The organism is Parvularcula mediterranea (assembly GCF_013085255.1).
Lineage (GTDB): Bacteria > Pseudomonadota > Alphaproteobacteria > Caulobacterales > Parvularculaceae > Parvularcula > Parvularcula mediterranea.
This window is the reverse complement of the sequence record NZ_JABFCX010000001.1, coordinates 1-23,895: the sequence shown is the minus strand read 5'-3', so window position 1 is coordinate 23,895 and position 23,895 is coordinate 1. Positions and strand designations below refer to the sequence as shown.

General features: G+C 62.7%; 19 protein-coding genes and 1 pseudogene. 11 read left to right on the top strand and 9 right to left on the bottom strand.

All coding sequences use genetic code 11. The features are described from left to right. From HK107_RS00100 to HK107_RS00080, 5 genes are all read left to right on the top strand, one after another. The gene (locus HK107_RS00100; RefSeq protein ID WP_173195585.1) at nt 1-3,660 is read left to right on the top strand and encodes a S8 family peptidase; all 3,660 of its coding nucleotides are present in this window, start codon (nt 1-3) and stop codon (nt 3,658-3,660) included. A gap of 209 nt (nt 3,661-3,869) precedes the next feature. After that, nucleotides 3,870-6,344 carry an ATP-binding protein gene (locus HK107_RS00095; protein ID WP_173195583.1) on the top strand — a complete coding sequence of 825 codons (2,475 nt, stop codon included), beginning with the start codon at nt 3,870-3,872 and terminating at the stop codon, nt 6,342-6,344. Continuing rightward, the gene (gene nagA / locus HK107_RS00090; protein ID WP_173195581.1) at nt 6,341-7,504 is read left to right on the top strand and encodes an N-acetylglucosamine-6-phosphate deacetylase; all 1,164 of its coding nucleotides are present in this window, start codon (nt 6,341-6,343) and stop codon (nt 7,502-7,504) included. Before HK107_RS00095 ends, nagA begins: the two co-directional genes overlap by 4 nt. Before the next feature lie 84 nt (nt 7,505-7,588). Next, nucleotides 7,589-8,617, top strand: coding sequence for a beta-N-acetylhexosaminidase (gene nagZ / locus HK107_RS00085; RefSeq protein WP_173195579.1), 1,029 nt, complete (start codon nt 7,589-7,591; stop codon nt 8,615-8,617). Then, nucleotides 8,614-9,807, top strand: a complete 1,194-nt coding sequence (locus HK107_RS00080; RefSeq protein ID WP_332871444.1) for an anhydro-N-acetylmuramic acid kinase — start codon at nt 8,614-8,616, stop codon at nt 9,805-9,807. The genes nagZ and HK107_RS00080 overlap by 4 nt, the downstream gene beginning before the upstream one ends. Here the strand turns inward: HK107_RS00080 and HK107_RS00075 are convergent. The 5 genes from HK107_RS00075 to HK107_RS00055 form a co-directional block, all read right to left on the bottom strand. Then, the gene (locus HK107_RS00075) at nt 9,791-10,987 is read right to left on the bottom strand and encodes an amino acid aminotransferase (protein WP_173195574.1); all 1,197 of its coding nucleotides are present in this window, start codon (nt 10,985-10,987) and stop codon (nt 9,791-9,793) included. The genes HK107_RS00080 and HK107_RS00075 overlap by 17 nt on opposite strands. Before the next feature lie 99 nt (nt 10,988-11,086). Then, entirely contained in the window at nt 11,087-11,239 is a 153-nt protein-coding gene (locus HK107_RS00070; protein WP_173195572.1) for a hypothetical protein, read from the bottom strand. A 3-nt stretch (nt 11,240-11,242) separates the two neighbouring features. Continuing rightward, complete coding sequence (gene ilvC / locus HK107_RS00065; protein ID WP_173195570.1) at nt 11,243-12,265, bottom strand: ketol-acid reductoisomerase; 1,023 nt, start codon at nt 12,263-12,265, stop codon at nt 11,243-11,245. 260 nt (nt 12,266-12,525) lie between these two features. Continuing rightward, nucleotides 12,526-13,689, bottom strand: coding sequence for a trans-sulfuration enzyme family protein (locus HK107_RS00060; RefSeq protein ID WP_173195568.1), 1,164 nt, complete (start codon nt 13,687-13,689; stop codon nt 12,526-12,528). Between the two features lie 54 nt (nt 13,690-13,743). After that, complete coding sequence (locus HK107_RS00055) at nt 13,744-15,228, bottom strand: DUF1353 domain-containing protein (protein ID WP_173195566.1); 1,485 nt, start codon at nt 15,226-15,228, stop codon at nt 13,744-13,746. A gap of 362 nt (nt 15,229-15,590) precedes the next feature. Here HK107_RS00055 and HK107_RS00050 point away from each other — a divergent pair, with 362 nt between their 5' ends. From HK107_RS00050 to HK107_RS00035, 4 genes are all read left to right on the top strand, one after another. Then, nucleotides 15,591-16,178, top strand: coding sequence for an energy transducer TonB (locus tag HK107_RS00050; RefSeq protein ID WP_173195564.1), 588 nt, complete (start codon nt 15,591-15,593; stop codon nt 16,176-16,178). A gap of 169 nt (nt 16,179-16,347) precedes the next feature. After that, nucleotides 16,348-16,842, top strand: a complete 495-nt coding sequence (locus tag HK107_RS00045; protein WP_173195562.1) for a hypothetical protein — start codon at nt 16,348-16,350, stop codon at nt 16,840-16,842. A gap of 3 nt (nt 16,843-16,845) precedes the next feature. Continuing rightward, complete coding sequence (locus tag HK107_RS00040) at nt 16,846-17,256, top strand: energy transducer TonB (RefSeq protein ID WP_173195560.1); 411 nt, start codon at nt 16,846-16,848, stop codon at nt 17,254-17,256. Next, the gene (locus tag HK107_RS00035) at nt 17,249-17,680 is read left to right on the top strand and encodes a GFA family protein (RefSeq protein ID WP_173195558.1); all 432 of its coding nucleotides are present in this window, start codon (nt 17,249-17,251) and stop codon (nt 17,678-17,680) included. Before HK107_RS00040 ends, HK107_RS00035 begins: the two co-directional genes overlap by 8 nt. A 196-nt stretch (nt 17,681-17,876) precedes the next feature. Here the strand turns inward: HK107_RS00035 and HK107_RS00030 are convergent, their stop codons facing one another. After that, nucleotides 17,877-18,893: a ParB/RepB/Spo0J family partition protein gene (locus HK107_RS00030; protein ID WP_173195556.1), complete on the bottom strand. Its 1,017-nt coding sequence runs from the start codon at nt 18,891-18,893 to the stop codon at nt 17,877-17,879. Nucleotides 18,894-19,030: 137 nt separating this feature from the next. Further along, the gene (locus tag HK107_RS00025) at nt 19,031-20,206 is read right to left on the bottom strand and encodes an AAA family ATPase (RefSeq protein ID WP_173195554.1); all 1,176 of its coding nucleotides are present in this window, start codon (nt 20,204-20,206) and stop codon (nt 19,031-19,033) included. A gap of 397 nt (nt 20,207-20,603) precedes the next feature. Here HK107_RS00025 and HK107_RS00020 point away from each other — a divergent pair, with 397 nt between their 5' ends. Continuing rightward, nucleotides 20,604-21,764 (top strand): helix-turn-helix domain-containing protein, encoded by a 1,161-nt coding sequence (locus HK107_RS00020; RefSeq protein ID WP_173195551.1) that lies wholly within the window; start codon nt 20,604-20,606, stop codon nt 21,762-21,764. On the opposite strand, the gene HK107_RS00015 is transcribed toward HK107_RS00020, so the two are convergent. After that, entirely contained in the window at nt 21,690-22,676 is a 987-nt protein-coding gene (locus HK107_RS00015) for a glycosyltransferase family 2 protein (RefSeq protein WP_173195549.1), read from the bottom strand. The genes HK107_RS00020 and HK107_RS00015 overlap by 75 nt on opposite strands. Before the next feature lie 15 nt (nt 22,677-22,691). Continuing rightward, nucleotides 22,692-23,669, bottom strand: coding sequence for a KpsF/GutQ family sugar-phosphate isomerase (locus HK107_RS00010; RefSeq protein ID WP_173195547.1), 978 nt, complete (start codon nt 23,667-23,669; stop codon nt 22,692-22,694). Nucleotides 23,670-23,768: 99 nt separating this feature from the next. Here HK107_RS00010 and HK107_RS16035 point away from each other — a divergent pair. Then, nucleotides 23,769-23,895: pseudogene (locus HK107_RS16035) on the top strand (3-deoxy-8-phosphooctulonate synthase); the annotation flags it as partial.

Sequence of the window (23,895 nt, the reverse complement as noted above, 5' to 3'; positions counted from 1 at the left end):
ATGAAAAAGCTATTTTTGACGGCAGGTATTGCTGCCCTTGCGGCCGGTTCAGTTGCTTCTGCGAGCACCATGTCGATGTCGACACGCTCGCTCCACATCGATCCTCTGAGCCTCCACATTGACCCGCTGAGCCTTCATATCGATCCGCTCAGCCTGCACATTGATCCGCTCTCGCTTCATATCGATCCGTTGAGCTTGCACATCGACCCGCTACAGCGCGCGCTTGGCACGAGCTTCTTCGACGCCAACAGCCTGCATATCGATCCGCTGAGCCTCCACATCGACCCGCTCTCACTGCACATCGATCCCCTCAGCCTCCATATTGATCCGCTGTCGCTCCACATCGATCCGTTGAGCCTGCACATCGATCCGCTGTCCCTGCATATTGATCCGCTCAGCCTGCACATCGACCCGCTGGCGCTGGGCTTCATGGCGATGCAGTGGGATTCCCTGTCAGGCAGCGAAGAGATGCTGACCGGTCAGGCCGATTTCTTCTGGGGCACGTTCGATCCCCTGTCGCTTCACATCGACCCTCTGAGCCTCCACATCGACCCGCTCAGCCTGCACATCGACCCACTCTCGCTGCACATTGATCCGCTCAGCCTTCATATCGATCCGCTGTCTCTGCACATCGATCCGTTGAGCCTCCATATCGATCCGCTCTCGCTCCACATTGATCCGTTGAGCCTGCACATCGACCCTCTGTCGCTGCACATTGATCCCCTCAGCCTGCATATCGACCCGTTGTCGCTGCATATCGATCCGCTGAGCCTCCATATCGACCCGCTCAGCCTGCACATTGATCCCCTGTCCCTGCACATCGACCCCCTCGCCGTGCAGCTTCAGGCGCTCAGCCTGCACATCGACGCGCTCTCTCTCCACATCGACCCGCTGTCGCTCCACATCGATCCCCTCAGCCTGCACATCGATCCGCTGGTCCTCTCGGCGTTGGTCGAGCTTGGCCTGACCGAGTCGATGTCGTTCGAGCGCCTGTCGCTGCACATCGACCCGCTGATGAGCCTTGTTGGCCTCGCCGATGAGCTCGACGCTCTGGCCGCCCAGCTTGGCGACATGGATCTTGCGGAGTTGTCGCTGCACATCGACCCGCTGAAGTTCGCCGAAATCGAAGCCCTCGTCGGCTCCCTCGGCGGCATTGAGGGCCTCTCGGCCCAGCTGCGCTCCATCGGTGAGACCGCTACCGCCCTCAACGGTGCGTACACCGAATATTCGAGCCTCTACGCCGCGGCTGAAGACCGCTACGGCGCTCTTATCGAAGCCGAAACGGGCGCTGGCTTCACGGACGGTTTCCTTGCGGGCTTCCTTGAGAAGCACGGCCTCTCCGGCGACGGCTTCTCTGGCTTCCTCGCCATGAACGAGGCGGAACGTACAGCCTTCCTCATCGACCTCAACGACCAGCTCTACACCTTCCTCGGTGTCGACCATCCCGACTATTGGATGAGCGCCGTGAACTGGTCGCCGCGCCTCTCCGAGATCGCTGGCTATGGCGAAGGCGTCACCATCGGCTTCGTCGACCAGGCCTTCGCAGGCAACGGCGCGGTTTCCAGCGCTGAGCTGATCCACGGACAGGTCTTCGACGACCAGGCCCACGGTCTCGCCGTCACCGGCGCTGCCGCTGGTGCCCTCGATGGCGACGGCGTCATGGGCGTCGCGCCCGAGGCCTCCGTCCTCGTCGCCAACCCATTCGACGCGGCTGGCGCCGCTGACGAGTTCGCCGTCATGGACGCGATTTCCGCCCTCGGCCGCTCCGGCGCGAGCATCATCAACCTCTCCCTCGGCGAAAGCGGCGCTGTTTTCGCTGACGGTTGGAAAGACGTCTTCCGCGACGGCCAGGTCAAGCGCTCCACCAAGGACGCGCTCTTCGTCATGGCCGCCGGCAATGACGGCCTCGTCCAGAGCGACGATGTCCGCATGGGCGGGACCCGCGGTGCAGTCGATCGCCTGATCCTCGTCGGCGCCCTCGACCCTTCGGGCGAGATCGCCAACTTCTCCAACACCCCGGGCGATGCATGCTTCATCAGCCGCGGCACCTGCACCCCGATGATGGAGCGCTTCCTCGTCGCTCCGGGCCAGCAGATCCTCGTCGCCACCGAAGACGGCGTCAGCCGCGCTTCGGGCACCAGCTTTGCAGCCCCCCTCGTTTCCGGCGCCGCGGCCCTCCTGCAAAGCCGCTGGGAATGGCTCTCCGACAACCCAGAAGAGACCGCTGAGATCCTCTTCCGCACTGCCGACGACCTCGGCGATCCGGGTGTCGACGCAGTATACGGCTGGGGCCGCCTCAACGTTTCGGCATCGCAACGGCCTATTGACGTCAACGCGCTCACCTTCCGCACCCGTGGCGGCGAGGTCTCCATCCTCGACGCAGGCCTCTCGCCTGAACTGATGGCCCGCGTGAACCGCCGTGCGACGGTCACTGCGTTTGAATCGATCGGCTCCACCTTCCGCGACTTCGAAATCCCGGTGGGTGTCCTCGAAGCCGAAGCCTTCGACCCAGCCGTCACCCGCGAGACCGCTGTCGAGCAGTACTTCGGCAACCGCGTCGGCGCCACCACCGGCCAGACCCAGTCCGTCGCTGGCCTCAGCTTCTCCGGCACCGGTCACTTCACCGACGCCTCGCCCAAGGACAGCCTCGTCATGGGCGGCGAAGATTTCGGCTGGAGCCTCACGCTCGAGGCCCGCGAACCGGCCCACGGCCTGATCGTCCCCGAAGGCGGCGTCGCCTTTGAAACCCACGGCAAGCTCACCGCCGACCGCGCAGGCATGACCCTCGCCTTCGGCCACGGCGACGGCGCTCTCGCCTTCTCCGGCTCCAGCTTCGCCATGACGTCGGACCACGACGTCCTCACCGGCGGCGTGAACCCGATGCTCGGCCTCGCCTCCGGCGGCGGCTACGTCCGCGCGGCGTTTGAGCTGTCCGAGCGCTTCACCCTCTCCGGCGGCATCAGCGCCCGGGACGATGCCGACCTCGTGGTGAACCCCTTCTCAGGCGTCCTCGATGAGCGCATCGCCGGCACAGAAGGCTACCGCGCAACGGCCGCCAACGCCGCGGTCGCTTACCAGCTCATGGAAGGCACCAGCCTCTCCTTCGGCCTGACCGCCCTCAATGAGGAAGAAGGCTTCCTCGGCGGCCAATCGGTTGGTGCGCTGAGCTTCGGCGAAACCGCCGAAAGCCGCTCAATGACCGTCAGCATGGAAAGCGCCCTCGGCCGCGGCCTCACCCTCGCGCTCAGCGCGACGGCTGGCCGGACCACAGGCTCCGCCAACGATGACGGCATCCTCGCCATCGGACAGGACGGCGTCACGACAACAGCCTACCAAGCAGCGCTGACCAAGAGCGGTTTCCTCGGCAAGACGGACCACATCCGCTTCTCCTTCGCACAGCCCCTGAACATCGAATCAGGCGCCCTCGAAACGCGCTCCTACGGTGTTGTGGATCGCGCCACCGGCGAGCTTGGCTTCCTGCCGAGCGTCATTGGCCTTGGGAATGCGGAACGCCGCTACGTAGCGGAAGTCCTTTACGGCCGCCCGGTTCTTAGCGACCGCGCCAGCCTCTCGGTGTTCAGCCAGTGGGATAGCCAACCTCTCCTGACACCTGAAGAAAGCGCCGTTTCGACCGGCCTTCGCTTCACGATCGGTTTCTGATCTCTCCCTCCTCTGAGCAGCCATCTGGCTGCCCAGAGGTGAGGCTTAGACTCAGCTGACAGTCAGGCTCGCGAAGACTCACGGGTTGAAGAGCGACTCTCTCGGAATTTCCGGCAGACCCGAAGACATTCTTAACCACGATGCGTTCAAACCCGACGCGCACGTGGAGGAACCGGATGCGAGGTCCTAGGCACATCTTGCTGTGTCTTTTGCTGACGATCGTCAGCCTCTGCGCCCCCTTAACCGCATCCGCGAACCAGGCAGGCACTGGCCCCGAAGCCCTCCTCGACCAGGCCCAATCCATCCTCGTCTCCGACACGGAGAGCGGCCTCACCCTCGTTCGCCGTGCCGTCGCTGCCGAAAACCGCGGCCCGCAGCCAAGCGCCGACCTCCTCCTCCGCGCGGCCTGGCTCGAAGCCGAAGCCCTGTTCCGGCTGGGCAGGCTGGACGAGGCTGCCGCTCATATCGAAAGAACGCTGGACACTGCGCCAAGCGAGCCCACCGACATCTTCGGCAAGATCCTGATTTCCAGCGGACGGGTCGCTCGCGCCCGCGGTGAAGATGGCCTCGCGCTCAAGCACTTTCAGGAAGCCTTCAACACCTTCTCGACGACAGACAATCGCCGCTACATGGCGATCGCCCTCCAGGCACTCGGCACCCTCTATACGAACGCCCACCAATATGACCGTGCCATCGAGTACATCGAGCGAAGCGCTGCCATCTACCCCGATGACCCCATGCTGCGGGTCGCTGGCCTCAACAACCGTGCCAATGCCTACCGCTTTCTGGAACGGTGGGAAGACGCCCGCCGTCTTTATACAGAAGCTCTCAATACGGATGTCATTCAGGCCGTTCCAGCGCTAGAGCTCCGGCTGTACGGAAGCATTGCGGCCTTCGAGCTTCATGCAGGAAACGAAGACGGGGCCGCGAACGCCGTCAACAATATGGAACGTCTGCAGGCGGATGGCGTCGTCACCTCTCTCCCCCTGATCGCATCAGCGGTGCGCGCCAAGCTGCTTCTTTCATCCGGTCGACCGCAAGCAGCAACGAAGGTCCTCGACGAAGCGTTCGAAGGAATGGACTTTGCCTCCTCCCCCGAAGACGCGCGGGAAGCTCATGAACTCGCTTACGAGGTCTACAGACGAGCGGGTCGTGCAGAGTCCGCTCTTGCACACCTCGAAGTCTTCCAACGCCTCGAAGCGATCCAGCGCAACATCGCCGCTTCCGCCAACCTCGCCATTCTCAACGCAGAGTTTGAGCTCTCGAACAAGGAACTCGAGATCGAACGCCTACGGAGCGAAACGCTCGAGGCCGATGTTGCCCTCATCAAGGCCCGCCGCCGCCAGGAACAACTGATTACCGGGGCAATCATCCTCCTCGCTCTCGGCTTCAGCTGCTTCCTCGTCTGGAACACCCTCCAGTCAGGGCGCGTCCGCCGGATCACCGAGCGCCTCAACAAGGAGCTCGAGAACGTCAACCAGAAGCTCCGCATCTCCAACGTCGAGCTCGAAAAAGCGAACTCCGCGAAGACGGAATTCCTCGCCACGACCAGCCACGAAGTCCGTACACCTCTCAATGCGGTCATCAACCTCACGGCCTCGGTGCTCGACACGACTTCCCTGCCAGACGAAGCCGAAGACAAGCTCGCCACGGCGCTCAAATCTGCAGAGCACCTCCATGAGATCGTCAGCGACGTTCTCGACGTGGCCCGCTTCGAGGGCAAGCGGGTTCGCGCGCATCTCAGCAACGTCAAGATCGAAACAACGCTTACGGATGTTATCAACCTCTGGAAGCCGAAGGCAGAAGAGAAGGATCTCGACTTCGACGTCGACATTGACGTCAACACCAAGGACTTCCGTACCGACGACAAGCTACTGCGTCAGGTGCTTTCGAACCTCGTCTCCAACGCGATCAAGTTCACCCAGTCAGGTTCGATCGAACTGCGCGCCACGGGCGGCCTCAACACGCCTCTCCGCATCTCGGTCCACGACAGCGGCATCGGCATTGCGGAGGAGAACCGCAAGGTTATCTTCGACAGCTTCAGGCAGGTTGATTCCGGTGGTACGCGGAGCTTCGCAGGAACAGGCCTAGGCCTTGCCATCTGTAGACAGATTGTCGAACTCCTCGGCGGCACCATCCAGCTTCAAAGCGAAATCGGCAAAGGCTCGACCTTCACCGTCACGCTTCCTGTCCTGACCGCCTCGAAACCGAACAAACCCGCAGCAGAACCCGCGCGCACGATCCGCAGCGACATCGACGAAAGCCTCAAGGGTATCCGCGTCCTCGCGGCAGAGGACAACGCGGTCAACGCCATGGTCATCCAGGCTATCCTCAAGGGTAAGGTTGGTGGGCTGACGATCGTAGAGAATGGCCTGGAGGCCGTGAACGCGGTCATGGATGGCGGCTTCGACGTCGTGCTGATGGACAAGCAGATGCCGGTCATGGACGGGGTGGAAGCCATCAAGCGGATCAGGGCCATCGAAGGCGCGCCCGCTCGCATACCGATCATCGCCGTCACCGCGGACGCTTTTGCCGAAGCTCGCGAGGAGCTCTATGAGGCGGGTGCGGATGATTACCTGTCCAAGCCGATCAAGCCTGACGACCTCAAGGAATCGATCGTCTCCAACCTCGACATCCGCGAGCGGAAGACAGATGCCGCAGGACGCGCTAAAAGCGGGGCATGACCCAATCCCGCCTCGCCCTGATCGGTGCAGACATTCTCCTTCGCGACGGGAGCCTCAAGGATCACGCTCTCATCCTCTCGGGAGGTGTGATTGATGCGATTGCGGAGTTACGCGATGTCCCCAGCGACATCGAGACTGTCGACCTTGGGGGGCTGACGATTGCCCCCGGTTTTATCGACCTACAGGTGAATGGCGGAGGCGGCGTTCTCTTCAATGATGCTCCGACCAAGGACAGTGCTGTCGCCATCGCCGAGGCGCATCGCCCCTATGGAACCACATCGCTCCTCCCCACGCTGATCTCCGACACCACGGCAAAGATCGAGGCGGCACGTGGCGCTATCGACGAGGCGCTCGGAGAAGGGATGCCCGGCATCATCGGCCTGCACCTAGAAGGTCCGTTCCTTGCGCCGGAGAAGCGCGGGATCCATGACGACCGTCATTTCCTTCCGCTAACAGAGGATTTTGCGTCAGGCCTCACCGCTCCCAAGGGAGGGTCGCTGATGGTTACTCTGGCCCCTGAATGCACGACGCCTGGGGCCATCGCTGCCCTGACCCGAAACGGCGCCATTGTCTCTGCGGGCCACACGGTGGCCGACTACGAGACCACCCGTGCCGCAATTTCTTCTGGCGTGACGAGCTTCACCCACCTCTTCAACGCCATGCCCCAGATGGTGTCTCGCCAACCTGGACCCATCGCAGCGGCGCTCGAAAGCGGTGCCTGGTGCGGGCTGATCGCCGACGGCCATCATGTGAGCGATGCGATGCTTCGCTTGGCCATCCGTGCAAAGAGCGATGGCTGCTGCTATTTCGTGACCGACGCGATGTCCACCGTGGGCTCGGACAGCAAGAGCTTCTCCTTGGGCGAGAAGACCATCCGCGAGGATGCCGGAAAGCTGACAGACGATGCAGGGACCCTCGCTGGCTCCGCGCTGACCATGATCGACGCGGTACGGCATGGCTGCCAACGCCTCGGCCTTTCCCTTCACGATGCCGTGCGCATGGCCAGTACCGAGCCTGCCCGCCTTCTGGGCATCGACCACCAGCGGGGCCTGCTTGCTCCCGGGCGGCGGGCCGATCTGGTCCTCCTTGACCACGACCTTTCGATCGTTTCCGTCCTGCTGGCGGAAGAGATGGATAAAATTCGATTGGTTGTCCGTTAACTCAATTGGTTTCAAAAGAGGGCGGATTGCGGAAGGTTCTGTTGAAGAGTTGATGCTCTCCTCAGCACAAAAAGAAAGTATAGCATGCAGCGACTTACGTCAGCAATCTATGGTTGTTCGGGCCTTGAGCTGACGGACTGGGAGGCTTCCTTCTTCAAGGAGCAGCGCCCATTCGGCTATATCGTCTTTGGGCGGAATATCGAGACACCTGCTCAGGTGAAAGAACTAACGGCTGCGCTCCGCGAGGCAAGCGGCGATCCCGATGCGCCCGTGTTCGTCGATCAGGAGGGCGGCTCAGTCGCAAGGTTCAAGGGCCCGCATTTCCGCCACCCCCCCGCTCCCCGGCGCTTCATGGAACTGGCGGATACGAGCCTTGAGCTCGCCGCCGAGGCCAGCTGGCTCAACGCCCGCCTCATGGCTGAGGAGCTGAAGGAGCTCGGCGTCAATGCCAATTGCGCACCGATGCTCGACGTTGTTCAGCCTACGGCGCATGAGTTCCTGCGCGAGCGTGCCTTAGGTTCGGACCCAGAAACTGTCGCAACCCTTGGCCGCGCCATATCCGTAGCCTTCCGCGACGGAGGTGTCGCGCCCTGCATCAAGCACGCGCCGGGTCACGGCCGGGCGATGGCGGACAGCCACCACAACCTGCCCACAGTTGATGCTGCGCAGACCGATCTTGAGCAAGAGGACTTCGCGCCGTTTCGCGCCCTTCTCAAAGAGCCGATGCTAATGACCGCCCACGTCATCTACGACAACCTCGACCCCAAGGCTCCAGCGACACAATCGAGCAGAATCATCCGTGGGCTGATCCGTGAAGAGTGGGGCTACAACGGCCTTATCCTCACCGACGACATCAACATGAACGCCCTCGACGGCTCCATCGAAGAGCGAAGCAGGCGTGCTCTTGATGCAGGGTGCGAGATCATCTGCCATTGCAATGGCGAACAGGCGGACATGGATGAGGTTGCCGCTGCAGCGATCGAACTCCGAGGCGACACCCTCGAACGGGCACTCAGAGCACGCAACGCAGCCAACAAAACGCCGAAGCCGTTTGATCGTCCGTCGGCGGAGGGCCGCCTCAGGGAGCTTGGCCTCTACGAGGCTCAAAAGTGAGCAAGGCCGCAGTCGAGAGGCTAGCCACCCTATCGCAAGCTTCTGAGCGACGAATCCTCGGCTTGATGAGCGGCACCTCGCTCGACGGCCTCGACCTCGCGCTCTGCAAGATCACGGGATCAGGCTACTCCACCGACCTGACGCTCGAGGCTTTTGAAACCCTCCCGTTCCGAAGCGCTTTTCTTCAGGACATCCGCGAGGTGTTCGCCAAAGAAGAAGTCTCGCTCAGTACACTCACAATCCTCCACGCCGTGATCGCCGATGAGCATGCGTGGCTCATCAACGCATTCCTAGAGAAGCATCGCATCTCTCCCCAATCAGTCGACTTGATCGCCAGCCACGGCCAGACCGTCTACCACGCACCCCGCTCGCTTCACGGTCGCGAGGACTGGCCGAACGCCACGCTCCAGCTAGGCGAAGGCGATCACCTAGCCATCCGTACAGGGATTACCACTGTCTCGGATTTTCGCCAGAAGCACGTCGCCGCAGGCGGAGAAGGCGCGCCACTCGCAGCTTACGGCGATCTCCTCCTGCTGTCATCGCCCGATCAGGGTCGGGCGCTCGTCAACATAGGCGGCATCGCCAACATAACCTATCTTCCGCCTTCGGATGGAAACGGCGAGGCCATGAGCTCCGATGTCGGCCCAGGCAACACGATCATGGATGCCCTCGCGAGGCGCTCCGACCCCTCGCTTCAGTATGATCGGGACGCGGCGATCGCCAAGTCGGGAGAGATCTCTACCGACTTGCTCGACGCCCTCCTCGAAGAACCGTTCTTCAGAGTGCCCCTGCCGAAAACAACGGGTCCGGAGCTTTTCTCGCCTGACTGGTTCGATAACATCGCCAAGGCAAACGGCACAAAGCTGTCCCTCGCTGACCAGATGGCGACCCTCAACCGCCTGTCGGCACGCGGCATCGCCGATGCCATTGGGAAACTGCCTGAGCGTACGAAAGTCTATCTCAGTGGCGGCGGCGCAAGAAATCCTGAGCTCCGCCGAAACCTTGGCGAGCTGCTGCCAGGGCGCAAGATCGGCAGCACCGGTGACCTCGGCATCGATCCCGATGCCAAGGAGGCCATCCTATTCGCCGTCCTCGCCAACGAGCTGATCGCCGGCGATGCTGATACCATCAGGGGGCGGATCAAAGGTGCGCCGCCTGTGACGATGGGGAAGATCAGCCTGCCTGATTGAGGTAGGGCGCAATCTTCTGGGCGATCTCCGGCAGCCTGTCGCTTGGAAGCCCAGCGACGTTGATCCGCCCACTGCCTGGCAGGTAGATCCCCTGCTCCTTGCGAAGGTCCACAGCGCGATCAGCCGTCAGCGGTAGGATCGAGAACATACCGTTCTGGCGTTCGATCACCTCGAGTCCGCCATTGTTCGTGGCGCGCACAAGCTCAGAGGCAAAGCCGCGGCGGAGGTCACCGAGCCGCTGGCGCATCTCGCCAAGCTCCTCCGTCCACTGACTGCGTAGGCCATCGTCAGCGAGTATCGTCGCAACGATCGCCGGGCCGTGGGACGGCGGCATGGAGTAGGACGCCCTGACCGCAGCAGCCGTTCGCGACCGCGCACTATCCAGCGCACCCGCACTTGGCGCCTGGATGAGAAGCGCACCCGTCCGCTCACGGTAAAGGCCGAAGTTCTTCGAACAGGAGTAAGAGAGGATCGCTTCTGGCACGGCGGCAAGAAACTTCCGTATGGGAAGAATATCTTCCTCAAGCCCAACGGCGAAACCCTGATAAGCAACGTCGATGAACGGGATCAGGCCCTTCTCAAGAATGATCCGCGACAGCTCCTCCCATTGCGCAGGCGAAAGGTCCGTGCCCGTCGGGTTGTGGCAATAGCCCTGCAGCAGAAGAATGTCCCCGGCCTTCGCGCCATCAAGTCCGCCAACCATTGCGCCGAAATCAGGGGAGCCGTCCGTCGTTGCGCGATAGGGGAACGAGACCGTCGGGATATCGAGCGCAGCGGCCACGCCATTATGGTTGGGCCAGCTAGGATCGGACAGGAACATCCGCGCACCCGGCGACATCATCTTGGCAAGCTGGAAACCGATGAACAGCGCTCCGCAACCACCCGGCGTTGCGAACATCGCGTGGCGATCCGTCAGCTCACCGACGATCATCTCGCCGATCAGCTGGCCGTAGGCTGCATTGCCCTGCGGCCCCTCATAGGCCTTCGAACCCTCGGTCTCGATCAGGCGGCGCTCCGCCTCCTTGACCGAAGCGAGCACGGGCGTCGCGCCTGCGTCATTTTTGTAGATGCCGACGCCGAGGTCGACTTTATCCGGGCGCTGGTCCTCCCGCGCGGCCAGCATCAGACCCAGGAGCGGATCTGGCGGCGCGGCTTCGAGGCTGTCCATGAACGAGGCCATTGGCGGCTCCTTTCGGCAGGCGTGTCAAAGAGGGCCCTTTCGCCCGGACACGCGCCAAGGTCCAGCCCCCGGCCTCGCACTCACTGCAATGGGATCAGCTTACGGGCATGCGCCGAGGAAGCTGCCAAACTCCTGGCCCTTGATCTTGCGAACAGGGGGCTTGGGTTTTGCGACCGGACGGGTGGCTGTCGGCATTCCCGTCAGACGGGGTGCGGTCCTGCTTTTCGAATGGCTCGTCTCGGTGCGCATCATTGGTCAGTCTCCTGAATTGTTCCCGCCACCCTCGAGCCACGGCATGTAGCTCCTCAGATGGCTGCCGATCTCTTCGATATCGTGGTCGCGTCGTTTCTGCTTCATGGCCTCGAAGCGAGCCTTGCCGGCCTGGTTCTCGAGGATCCATTCGTGGGCGAACTGCCCGGACTGGATGTCAGCGAGGACGTCTTTCATCCGCTCTTTGACTTCCGGGCCGATGATCCGCTCGCCATTGACGAGGTCGCCAAAGGCCGCCGTCTCGCTGATCGAGCCATACATCTTGTCGAGGCCGCCCTCGTGCAGGATGTCGACGACCAGCTTCAGTTCATGGAAGCATTCCGTATACGCCAGCTCGCGCGGATAGCCTGCCTCGACCAGCGTCTCGTAAGCCCTGAGGAACAGGGCCGTCACGCCGCCGCAGAGCACCGCCTGCTCACCGAACATGTCCGTTTCAGCTTCGGCCTTGAAGGTCGATTCAAAGATCGCCGACGCCGTGCAGCCGATACCGTCAGCATAGGCCAGCGCCTTCTTCGCCGCATCGCCAGAAGCATCCTGATGGATCGCGAAGAGGCCGGGAACGCCCCTGCCCTTCTCGAACTCACGGCGCACAAGCTGGCCGATGCCCTTGGGCGCCACCATGACGACATCGAGGTCGGCGGCAGGCTTCACCCGGCCATAAAGAACAGAAAATCCGTGCCCGAACAGAAGCGTCTGGCCCGGGAGCATATGCTCCTTGAGCTGACCTTCGTAAATCTCACCATGCACCATGTCCGGCGCCAGCATCGCGATGAGGTCGGCCTCGCGCGCGGCCTCTTCGACAGGCATCACCAGCTGGCCGTCTTCGAGGGCGCGCTGTTCGCTGCCTCCCCCGCTGCGTGCGCCGATGATCAGCTCGATTCCGCTATCCTTGAGGTTCAGCCCCTGGGCGCGGCCTTGCGCGCCGTAGCCGATAATCGCGACCGTCTTGCCCTTCAGGGCCGCCGGGTCGACGTCGTCTTTCGTGAATACGCGCAGCTTGTCGGTCATGGCTTCACCTTCCTTCCGAAGGGCGCCGCCTTAGACCGCGAATGGGCGCTGAGGAACGGGGCACGCGCACGTGCTGCGAAGCCAGTGCGCCCGTGGGCCCACCCCTTCTTCGCCAGTCGCACTGCTTTTGCCACGATCCACACCATCTCTTCGCATATGCACGAAAGAGATGAAGCGAGGATTGCTATCGGGCAAGGGGTTTAAGCAATATTCTGCCGTTTGTTGCGCCGTTTGCGCGACTTTGTGACGGCCCATGTTGCTTAATCGGCACAGTTCCCCGCCTCGAGGGCCGCGAGGAAGTCTTGCTCGAGGTCTTCAGCGGCTTCGAGGCCCACCGAAACCCTGACAAGCCCCTCGGAGATTCCCGCCTCGCGCCGCGCCGCCTCCTCCATCCCCGCATGGGTCATGGTGTCAGGCACGCAGAGCAGCGTCTCGAACCCGCCGAGGCTCTCGGCCAGCACCGCGATCTCCAGCGACCCCAGGAACCGCTCGAGCGACACACCCGACGCCAGCTCAAAGGACAGCATCGACCCTGGCCCCTTCTGCTGGCGCATGGCGAGGTCATGGCCCGCATGACTTTTCAGCCCCGGATAGAAGACCCGCGCCACCCGCGGATCGCCCGACAGCCGCTCGGCAAGCCGCCCGGCCGTTTCCTGCTGCCGCAGCTGGCGCACTTCGAGGCTCCGCATCCCGCGCAGGGTCAGCCAGCTGTCGAACGCCGGCCCGGTCACGCCCGTGGCATTCGCCCACCAGGCCAGCTCCTCGGCCAACTCCTGTTTCGCAGCCAAAACGGCCCCGCCGACGACATCGCTGTGGCCCGACAGGAACTTGGTCGTCGAGTGGACGACCATGTCACAGCCAAGGTCCAGCGGGTTCTGAAGAAGCGGCGAAAGGAACGTGTTGTCCGCCACCGTCAGGCACCCTGGCGCCTTCGCCAGCTCGGCGCAGCGGGCAAGGTCGGTGATCCGCATGAGAGGGTTCGACGGCGTCTCGAGATAGGCAAGCTTCGGCTTCCGCGCGAAGGCCGCCTCGGCCTCCTCCGGGTTCGTCAGGTCACAGAAATGCACCTCGAAGAGGCCCCGCCGCGCTTTATGGGTCAGGAGCCGGTGCGTCCCGCCATAACAGTCGTGGGGCGCGACGACGATATCGCCCGGGCTCACGAAATTCAGGCAGACGTCGATCGCCGCCATGCCGCTCGCCGTCACGGCACCGCCTGCAGCGCCTTCGAGCTCAGCCAGCGCGCCCGTTAGCTGGTCGCGGTTGGGCGTTGCGCGCCGGGCATAGTCATAGGGCGGCTTGCCGCGGTGGTCGTCCCACTTGAACGTCGTCGAGAGGCCGATCGCCGGGGCGACCATGCCGTGGGCCTTGTCTTCGGCAACGCTCCTTGTGCCGAGGATCGTCGCGGGCTTGCGTCTGTCAGTCATGGGCAAGGGGCCTAGGCCCCCTGCCCCCCGATGTCACGGGGCGAGCGCTCCGGCCTACTCCCACCGGCGCGGCGGCAGGATGGCTTCGATCCGCCCGAAAAGCTCCTCGTCTTCGCCGTTCAGCGTGTCGCGATAGAGGCGCAGGGTGACGGGATCGTCGAAGTACCTGTCATCGACTTCGGCGATGTTCGTCTTTGTACGGTAGGCCTGATCGGCGTAGATGCTCGTCGCCATGAAGAGCTCGTCCCGGCCCTTGGCCGTCAGGTTCCCCGGGGTCAGCCCCGTTCCGGGCACAAGACGGAGGATTTCTTCGGCCCGGCGCTCAAGGCCGTCATAGACCCGGTAGACACCGTTCAGCTTCGCCGTTTCCGTCGAGTACATCGTGCTGGCAAGCTGGCTCTTCTCTTCAAGACGCCGCGCAAGATCGTTGGGCTCCGGCTCGGTCAGAATCTCCGTGTACCCGAGGCGCCGCTGCATGAGAGGCTCGATCTTCCGGCGCAGCTCATCAGGAAGCTCGATCACCTCGCGAACCGGCGGGACGATATTGCTGAGAACCTTCTGCGCAAGGACGACCTCTTCGGGGCCATCAATGATCACGATCTTCGGGTCCTTCACGGCCACGAAATCGCGGTCGGTGTTCATCTCCTTGGAGAAGAACGCGAAGCACTTGTCTTCTGACAGGGGCTTTCTCCAGAGGTAGTCGACGTAGTCGAGGATATCCATCGCCGCGAAGACACCAGCCGCCTCATCCTCGACATTGATCCGCACACCACGCTTCGAAACCCTGCCCGCGGGCCGGAACAGCTTCGGATCCCGCTCGAGAAGACATCCATCCGGGAACGCAACGCCGATGAACGGCTCGTAAAAACGCGAAGGCAGGCACGCACCCTTGTCGTCGACCATGTCGCAATCCGCGCCATACCATTCCTGGTCAGCGCCAAAGGAAGCCCCGCCGCCAAGGCGCACAGCCCCGAACATGATCCGCCTACGCCATAACGGCACACCCGACTCCCGCATTGCGCGGTAGAATGTGAGGTCCGCATCGAGCCGCGCCCTTCGCACCTTGCCCTTATAGTCAGAGTCCGAAGGATCGACCCCCGAGCCCACAGCATAGAGCCAGTCATGGATCACGGCTGCCTCGGCATGATCCCCGAACGGAGAAATAAGGTAGGACGCAGGCCACGGGATCGAGGCAAAGTCGGTGATGTAGTAGCGCGGCACGACATAGATCGTCGCCTTGCTCGGCACATTGTTCTCAAACTCATAGGAGATATAGCCGAGGTCCTTGGCGAGAACGGCGACCCGTCTCCCCTCCTGCAGCTTGCGTGAGCCCGAGATAATCCCCGTCGCCAGCGTGTCTGAGGTGAACCCCTCATAGCGCCCGGCAAAGCTCGTCTTCCGGCCGTCATCATCGACGATCCAGCGGTCGATCCCTTCGGGCAGGTCCCGCCCGCCGAACCACCAGAGAAATCCTCCGGCTGCGCCCGCGATGATCAGGATGATCAGCCCCAGAAGTGACGGTATCTTGAGTAGCCGCATGACGGCCTCCCTGCCCTAGCCCTGAAGAAAGCTTGGACTGGGAGGGAGAGAGAGTCCATCTGCATCACGGGCCGAAGGCCCTCCGGCGGGGCGGGCCTGACCGGCCCGGACGCCCAGTCGGGCGCCTTCGAGCGGTACCCTTGGGATGAAGGAACAGCGGCGAAGCTTGCGCCTCCCTCTCCCCAGGGGAGAGGGCTTCGGAGCCGGTCTGCCGCAGGCAGATCAAAACCTCCGGGGGAGGTTTTGAAGGCGAAGAAGGCCACGGTAGTGGCCCGCTTCTTTCCACCCCAACCGCACCGCAAGATTGACAATCCCGCCTTCAGACCTGAGCGTTCCCTCTTGTAATCATTGGGAGCTCAATCATGGGCTGGCGGGCACTTCTCGGACTACCCCTCGCAGGGGCGGTGGTCATGGCAATCTTTCTCTTCATGGCCGACCTCATCAAGGTGGAGGAACTTCCCCCTCCCCTCGATAAGCTTCCACCAATCAACATGCCGGAGGTGCAGCCTGACACCGAGATCGACCGGACGAAGCCGGTGAAGCCAGACAACATCACCCCTCCCCCACCGCCGGTCACTGACGACCGCCGCGTTGACCCCGTCACCACGACGGACGAAACCATCACCGTCGACACCGAGGTCGACAGCACCCTCGACCCCACCGGCCTCCCGGTGAACCGCGAGGCGATCCCCATCGTCACCACTAACCCGCAGGGCTTCGAAAACTGCTTCGACCGCGGCGACACCGAGCACCGCGTCGTCGTCGGCTTCGACATCTCACCCCAGGGTGAGCCAGCCAACATCGAGGTCATCTCCTCCACCGACAGCTGCTTCGAGCGTCCGGCCAAAAGAGCCATCCAGCGCTGGCGCTTCCAGGCCAAGCTCGATCAGGGCGAACCCGTCTGGCAATATGGCATGCGCTACACCCTCGTCTTCCAGCTCGAGGAGTAGGCGGCCAAAGCCTCCTCTCGCAATCGAAACGAACAAGCCTCACCTCTCCCTCCGGGAGAGGTGAGGCTTGCCTTGGCAAGGCTTCGGGTGAGGGCAGGAGCAGCCGAACGCCCTCTCCTCTGCACCCCGTGATTTCCCCGCCTCGGCCCCGAGTGCTATACTCCCGGGCATGTTTCGCGATGACGTTCCCGTTTTCGGCTTTGCCCTGGTGATCCTCGCCGGGGTGGTCGTCATCATGCTTCTCCGCTCGGTCAGCCAACCGCCCTCCCCCATCGGTCAGGCATCAGCAGCACCGCTGCCTGAGAGGCAGGCCCAGCTCACCGTTGCCACCTACCGCTCAGTCGGTGTCGAGGCAGGACACCGCCTCCCCTGCGATGGCCCCGGCGCCAGCCAGGAAGGCCCCGCATCGACAGAGCCCGTGCGCCGCGCCGCAGTCTGCCGGATCCCCAATCCGCCGAACCGCATCTCGATCCCAGTGACCTATGACGTCGAGCCCCACGGCATCGCCGCCAACATCCAGCTGGCACCAGGCACCCCTGCCTGCTTCGCGCCCGTGATCGAAGAAACCGTCCGGGCATGGCGCTACTGCCCGAAAAAGGTGCGCGGCGAGCCTCAATGGCGCTACGACGAGGGAACTATCCTCACCTTTGTCCGAACGGACTGATCCATGCGCCTTGCCATTGCTGCCGCCTTCATCCTCGCCGCCTGCGCGACCACGCCGCCTGAGCCGCCCATCATCGTCGACCGCTCGGCAGAGCCCTTCGTCAGGGTCTCACCCCAAGGCTTCGAAGTCTGCTTCCAAGATGTGGAGCTGCCCTACGAGGCGCTCGTGGAGGCAGAGATGAAGACCTCGCCCGACGGCTTCGTGACCAATGCCTTCATCGTCCGGACCACCGACCCATGTCTGGCCCCTTACGTTCTCGCAGCGGTCAGGCAGTGGCGCTATCCAGCCAAGATGGTCGACGGCCAGCTCGCCGCCCGCCGCGGCATCCGGACGATCCTCGCCTTCGAGCTTTCAGATGACGACGTGCCAGAGACCCCTGCGCGCCCGGCAGAAGAACCCGCCGCTGATGAGTGACCACCACGTTACTGGCCGCTGCCTCTGCGGCGCCGTCACCTACGAGGCGACGAGCGAGCATGACGCCATCGGAATTTGTCATTGTACGGACTGTTTGCGCTGGATGGGAGGCCCCTTCCACGGCGTCGACTGCAAGACCCTGAAAACAGACGGCCCAGTCCTCTGGTACCGCAGCTCCGATCACGCCGAGCGCGGCTCCTGCAGCAAATGCGGCACAGCCCTCTTCTGGAAGATGATCGACGGCTCTCACCCCACAGTCACCGCCGGCAGCCTTGATGCCCCTGAGGCGATGAATGGCATCAAGTCCCACATCTTCATCGACCAGAAGCCGGGCTATTACGATTTCAAAGGCGACGCCCCCCGCCTCACCGGCGAAGAGGTCATCGCGCTTTTCATGGAGCAAATGAAGGCGGAAGACGCCTAGTCAGTCGCTGCAACCGGTGCCTTGCGGTCAGCCGCAATGGCGTCACCGGCGATGGCAACGCCTCCGGCAACAACGAGCAGAATGGCGACTAGGAAACTCACGGGCTTTTTCATCTCGAACCTCTCGCGAGAACAGACGGGCCACCCATCCTTTTCGTTCCACGAGTCGCGAAGCATTCCTAGTCAAGGAGCTGTGATTACCTGCGCGATGTCAGCTTCTCGTAGGCCCGCACCACCGCGGAGGCGAGCTCTTCAGGCTTCGGCTTGGCGGCCAGGTCGATATCGAGCTTCAGGCTGTCCTGCTCAATCCGCGCCGTCAGGAAGGGCAGTCCCCCTGCCCCCTCGGACACTTCCTTCGGCTTCTTCGCTGCCGGAGGCTTGCCTGTGGTCTTGAGCAGCTTGAAAACTTCCGCCCCGCCCATCAGTAGCGTGCCGCCAATGTCCCGCGCCTTGTCCTGAGCCTTGGCGATCTCCTTCGCCCGTTCCAGCACCCGCTCTCGGCTTTCGCCCTTGAGCAGCGGCGAGAGCTGCTGGCCATGACGCACGGCAATCTCCCGCGGGTCACCATAGGCGTCGAGCACCTCCCGCGGCAGCTTGGCGATGGAGATATAGCTCGACAGGAGGCTCTTCGAGACCTCCATCCGCTGGGCCATGCGGGTCATGTTGCCCTCATAATAGTCGGCCAACGCCTTCATGTACTCACGCCCCCGCTCATAGTCGGAGATGTCCTGCCGGCCCCGGTTCTCGAGGTCGGCAAAGCGGAAGGCCTCCTCGTCCTCGAGGTCTTTGATCTCGATGAGGTAGAAGATCTCCCGCCGGTTTTCTTCCTCTCGCAGATGGCTGACAGCAAAATGCCGCCGCGCGCCGGAGATGACCTCATATTCGAAGCCCTCCGGGTCGTCCTTCAGGCGCCTGACGACAGCCGGGATCTCCTGCTTCCCTTGCGCCCTGATCGACGCGATCAGGTCCGCGCAGTTCTCGGAGTTCAGGAGGTCGTAGATGCGGTTATGCTTCTCCCACATCCTGCAGGCCTTGGGATCCACCATGCGGAGGCGCACATCCCTGACGCGTCCCTGGGCGATATCGCTGAGCGCGCCCTCCCTCTGGGCGAAGGGATTGATCTGAGGCGCAGCTTTCGACGCTGAAACGTCCTTGGCTTCGGACTTCTGCTGGGCTGCGCTGACAGCGTCAGCAAGGATGCGTTTTCGAGCCATTCAGCGGCCTCCAGGGGTGTTGTTCAACGCGTTGAACACGCCAAGCATAGGGTGAAAGTGTGCGCGCAGGAACCGTTCACAGGCGTAGCGGTTCCAAAGGGAGCTGTCTGAGAAGGGAGCGTTCAACGCGTTGAACATCACGCGACGCCCTCCCCCCTAAGCTGCTTCGCATGACTGGGCCAAGTGGCACGAACCGCGAGCTCAAGATCACTCATCACCCGATCAAGGTTCGCCCGGCACCGCCGGTAGGTCCTGTTCGAAGGCCCGTCATACTCATAAACCGTGCGCATCTCGATCGACGCATTGTCGAACTCAGAGCTATCAAGCAGCGCGGTTGTCAGGATATCGCCTGCGAAGATCTCCCGCATGGCATCCCGCATCTCCTGATGCGCGGACTTGTTCTCGTCCACCTTCGTCGCCAGCAGCTGCACGAAACGGTAGTCCATCTGCGCCCCGTGGCTCTCCATCGTCTCAAGAACAGACGACAGCATCCGCAGGAAACTCACGGTCGACGCATAGTCGATGGAGCTTGGCGGCGTCGGGATCAGGAGCGCATTTGCGGCCCTCAGCGCGTTAAGAGAAATCATCCCAAGGGCAGGGGGCGGGTCGAGAACGACAATGTCATAGCCCTCGGATAGCTCCCTGAGCCCCGTGCGCAGTCGCTCAAACCGGTCAGCGCCAGCCCCCGTCGACGCCAGGTGATACTCCGCATTATAGAGCCCAAGGCACGCAGGGATCAGGTCGAGCCCCGACCAATAGGTCTTGCGCACCGCGTAGTGGAGATCCTCGCGCCCGCCCGGCTCAAGGAAGCTCAGAAGCGTGTCCTCCTCGGCGATGTCGGTCTCAGGATTGTAGCCAAAGAGCCCCGTCGAGCTCGCCTGAGGGTCAGCATCCACCAGCAGAACCCGATAGCCCTGGAGCGCGAAATACTGGGCCGTATGGGTGGCAATGGTCGACTTGCCGACACCGCCCTTGAAGTTCTGGACGCCGAGGATCAGCGGCGGATCACTCTCCGCCCGGCCGGGCCGCGTCCCGAAGACATCGCGCATCCGGTTGATGTCCGACAGGCTGAAGCCAACCCGGTGACCGCTCTCTCGTTTTTCAGGGGAGGGGAGGGTGCCGTCCTGCTCGGCCCGGCGGATGGTCATATCCGACTTACCCACCATCTTGGCCGCCTGGCGTATACTGAACCTGAGCGGCAGGACCTTCTCTTCGGAAGCATCCAGGAGCTGGGCCCGCATGGCATCGAGGAGGCCCACGGACCTCTCCTGAAGCCGAGCAATCCGCTGGGTCGCCGCGCTGAAATCCGCCATGGAGCCTCCTTGCTTATCGCGTGATAACGAGACTCGGTCTCCGCGAGTAGGGGTTAACCTTCCGTTTACCGCGAAAGTCGCACTTTCCGGCAGCACAGCCTCAAATGTGCAACATTGGCCTCTGGCGGAACCGGTCATCGACTCCCCGCCAGAATCGCCGCCACAAACTTATCCCCGCCTCCTCCCGTCTGGGTAGGGCAGGGGACCAACACGAAAGGACTGAGCGGAAGACAAAGAAAAACCCGGCCAGAGGCCGGGCTCTTCGAAGCGGAAGCCGAGGCTCCACGCATAAGCTTGAACACCTCTTGCGTAACCCTCTCCGCCAACATGAGCAAGCCAAAAGCGCGATTCGCGCCACGCTATTTCTTTGCCTGCCGCGCGGCAGAAGGTACGCGCGATGACAGCAGCATTGTGCCCCAAGCCAGGATTGGCGCTGAGGGCCGAAGGCTATGAGGAAACCGCGAGGGCTTGCGAAAACGCTAACCCCGCGCCCGACCTCAACCGCCTCAAGATCGACAAGGCTCTCGCCTTGGGCACGGCCGAGGAGCTCACACCCCAGGAGCGCTGCCTGATGATGGCGCTCCTCGCCCACCTCGACGTCCAAGCGACAGCTTATGGCGAAACTTCCGTCTGGCCGGGTTCAGCCCGCCTCTGCGGCCTTCTCGGGATGGGGGAGAGCACCCTCCGCCGCCTCAAGGGCTCGCTCGAGGAGAAGGGCTTCATACTCAGAAAGTATGACCGAATGAACAGGCCGCTCAAAGGCGGCGCGCTTGACCTCAAGCCCTTTCTCCTGCGGGTCGACAAACTCCTCGCTGGGATTGGCCATACCGAAAACGACGAGCGCTCCCGCCGGGATGACCTGCATTCCGAGCGGTATGACCACCGCTCAAACAAGAGCACCAAGGCGCCCACAGCTGAGCGCCCCATAGGAAACCTTCCAACTCAAATCTCCGAACGCACGCCAGAGCCTTCGGCAACAGGGAAATCCACCTCACCCTCACCGGAAGAAGAGGCCGCCGAACGCATCCTCCCAGGAATCACGCAAGACCCACTGAAAGCCGCAGCATCCATCCTCGGAGAGAAGAAAGCACGGCGTCTCTGGGACTGGGCCGAAAGACGCCACGGCAGTTCCTCGCTCCTGGCCCTCGCGATCGCCGGCAAAAGCAAAAGGGTCAGAGACCCAGCCGCCTGGTTCGCCTGGTTCGCCACCAGCGCGCAGGACGTCGACCTCGAAGGTCTGGCGGCGGAGATTGCGTCAGCGCCAGTGCCCATTATGCAATCATCAGATCCACTGGTCGCGCGTCTTCAAACAGCTTTTGCGGAGAGCGCAGGGGAGGGGGCAGCCCTCTCCTACCTCTCCCGCGCCGAGATCATCGAAGTCGACGACCGCCTTGAGGTAAGACCGACGGGACGATTAGCAGCGAACCGGCTTCAGACCTTGCATCACGATGCTCTTCAGCGGGCCTCTAGGCAGCTGGGATACTCAGCGGCGATTGTCAGGACCCCCGACAATCTTGGCTTTCCTTTGCATAAGGGCGATGGGCGACCAGACGAGTAGTTTTGCGAATGCTGCGCTCGAAAGGCTGGGGCGTCCCCTTCGTTCGCGTCTCAGTCGCGGGATTTCTTTGAGACCAGCGGCGATGGCGCGCCGATAATCCCGCCCAATGGGAGTCGGCGCGAACTTACAGATGAAGAGGAGGTGGACGAGAAGCTGCGCTGGCAGGAGACCCCAAAACAGAAGCGGCGGAAGCGACTTGGCGGTCAGCCATATCCTGTTGCGATGGCCGTGGAAGACCGTGAATGCCGATTGCCGCCCGGTGATCGCAGAGCCTTCATGGCGGACGACGGCTGTAGGGACCTGAACCGAAAGCCCGTCGCGATGGCGAAGACGCGCGCCGAGATCGACATCCTCGCAGTAGCAAAAGAAACGCTCGTCAAATCCGCCAAGCTGCAGAAACTCCGCCTTCGCGTACAAAGCCGCAGCAGCGCAGGGCGCGAAGACTTCGCCCTCTGCTGGAGCCTTCGAAGCGGGCCAATCGAGGTGGCCTCGATAGGGGACGCCAAGTGCATGGAGATTGTCACCAGCGCCGTCGATGATGCTCAGATCTTCCGAGTTGAGTTGGAGCGATCCGAAAGCCTGCGCTTCAGACCATCGTTCCGTTGCCGAAAGGAGCTCCTCCAGCCAACTTGGCTCGGGGTAGGCGTCGGGGTTGAGAAGGGCGAGCCAGTCGCCTTTCGCTTCCTCGGAAGCGCGATTGTTCGCCGCAGCAAAGCCTAAGTTCTTCCCCATCGGCAGGCCCCGCACTGTCGGGAAAGCCTCGAGCGCCTTCTCGAATGAGCCGTCCTCCGAGCCATTATCCACGAGCAGGACTTCAAGCGGCGGGGCCGTCTGGGCCATGACCGCCGCGAGGCAGCGGAGGAGCCTGTCCCCCGCATTGTAGTTGACGATGATGACCGAGACGGAGGCCACGAAAAGGCGGCTCCCTTAGATGACGCCGAGGCTCAGGCAGTCATGGATGTGGAGGAGACCCACGGGCTTGTCGTCCTCGACCATGAAGAGGCTGGTGATCTTGCCAGCCGTCATGATGTTGAGGGCCTCGGCCGCGAGGGTCTTCCGCGTCACCACCTTGGGCTGGCGGGTCATGATGTCATCGACCGGCGCCTTCTCCGGGTCGATGCCCATGTGACGGCGAAGGTCACCATCGGTGATGATCCCACAGAGATGCCCCTCGGCATCGACCACGCCCACGGTGCCGAAGCCTGCGTCGGTCAGCACCTCAAGAGCGTCTGACACCGGAACGCCGGAGCTCACGATAGGAAGCCGGCGATGGTCGGTGACCATGTCCTCGACCTTCTTGAGGGCCGCGCCGAGCTTGCCGCCGGGGTGGAAGATCTTGAAGTCGTCACGCCCGAAACCGCGGCTCCTGAGCATCGCCACCGCTAGGACATCGCCTAGGGCCAGGGTCATGGTGGTGGAGGTCGTCGGCGCGTTGGTCTCAACGCAGGCTTCCTTTGCTTTCGGAAGCAAAAGGACCTCGTCAGCAGCTTTTGCAAGGGCACTGTCCGCCCCGCCGGTGATAGCCACGAGCGGGATGTCGAAGCGCTGGCAGTAAAGAAGCAGGTCCGACAGCTCCGACGTCTCGCCGGAGTTCGAAATCGCGATCACCAAATCATGCTCGGAGATCATGCCAAGGTCGCCGTGGGAGGCTTCGCCGGGGTGAACGAAGCTCGCGGGCTGGCCGGTGCTGGCGAAGGTCGCTGCGATCTTGCGGCCGATATGGCCCGATTTGCCCATGCCTGAGACGATGACCCGGCCCTTCACCTGCTCGATGAGGCTCAGGGTCCGGCGAAATGCTTGGGAGAGCTGACTTGTAGGCTCATTGATACCCTCGCGTAAGGTGGCGAGGCCCTTTTCCTCGATGGTGAGGACTTCCGAGGCGATGGAGAGAATGTCAGTGGTCATGGCAGAATTTTGCGTGTCCTTGATCTTGGCGCGAAAACCGTCGAGCTAGGCGCTTGGCAAGCGCGCCCCAGCGTTAAGACGTCACGAGAACCCAAGCTTATGAACCAGATCAACAGCACCGTCACCATCTCCGCTCCCGCAGGCGATGTAACGATCGGCAACGACAAGCCTTTCATGCTGTTCGCAGGCCCCTGCCAGATGGAGAGCCGCGACCATGCCTTGGAAG

What these genes read in the sequence shown, in the direction of transcription:
- HK107_RS00055 (WP_173195566.1), bottom strand. Translation starts at nt 15,228, where the DNA reads ATGCGGCTACTCAAGATACCGTCACTTCTGGGGCTGATCATCCTGATC.
- HK107_RS00010 (WP_173195547.1), bottom strand. Translation starts at nt 23,669, where the DNA reads ATGACCACTGACATTCTCTCCATCGCCTCGGAAGTCCTCACCATCGAG.
- nagA (WP_173195581.1), top strand. Translation starts at nt 6,341, where the DNA reads ATGACCCAATCCCGCCTCGCCCTGATCGGTGCAGACATTCTCCTTCGC.
- nagZ (WP_173195579.1), top strand. Translation starts at nt 7,589, where the DNA reads ATGCAGCGACTTACGTCAGCAATCTATGGTTGTTCGGGCCTTGAGCTG.
- HK107_RS00025 (WP_173195554.1), bottom strand. Translation starts at nt 20,206, where the DNA reads ATGGCGGATTTCAGCGCGGCGACCCAGCGGATTGCTCGGCTTCAGGAG.
- ilvC (WP_173195570.1), bottom strand. Translation starts at nt 12,265, where the DNA reads ATGACCGACAAGCTGCGCGTATTCACGAAAGACGACGTCGACCCGGCG.
- HK107_RS00030 (WP_173195556.1), bottom strand. Translation starts at nt 18,893, where the DNA reads ATGGCTCGAAAACGCATCCTTGCTGACGCTGTCAGCGCAGCCCAGCAG.
- HK107_RS00070 (WP_173195572.1), bottom strand. Translation starts at nt 11,239, where the DNA reads ATGATGCGCACCGAGACGAGCCATTCGAAAAGCAGGACCGCACCCCGT.
- HK107_RS00075 (WP_173195574.1), bottom strand. Translation starts at nt 10,987, where the DNA reads ATGGCCTCGTTCATGGACAGCCTCGAAGCCGCGCCGCCAGATCCGCTC.
- HK107_RS00050 (WP_173195564.1), top strand. Translation starts at nt 15,591, where the DNA reads ATGGGCTGGCGGGCACTTCTCGGACTACCCCTCGCAGGGGCGGTGGTC.
- HK107_RS00100 (WP_173195585.1), top strand. Translation starts at nt 1, where the DNA reads ATGAAAAAGCTATTTTTGACGGCAGGTATTGCTGCCCTTGCGGCCGGT.
- HK107_RS00060 (WP_173195568.1), bottom strand. Translation starts at nt 13,689, where the DNA reads ATGACTGACAGACGCAAGCCCGCGACGATCCTCGGCACAAGGAGCGTT.
- HK107_RS00045 (WP_173195562.1), top strand. Translation starts at nt 16,348, where the DNA reads ATGTTTCGCGATGACGTTCCCGTTTTCGGCTTTGCCCTGGTGATCCTC.
- HK107_RS00035 (WP_173195558.1), top strand. Translation starts at nt 17,249, where the DNA reads ATGAGTGACCACCACGTTACTGGCCGCTGCCTCTGCGGCGCCGTCACC.
- HK107_RS00020 (WP_173195551.1), top strand. Translation starts at nt 20,604, where the DNA reads ATGACAGCAGCATTGTGCCCCAAGCCAGGATTGGCGCTGAGGGCCGAA.
- HK107_RS00040 (WP_173195560.1), top strand. Translation starts at nt 16,846, where the DNA reads ATGCGCCTTGCCATTGCTGCCGCCTTCATCCTCGCCGCCTGCGCGACC.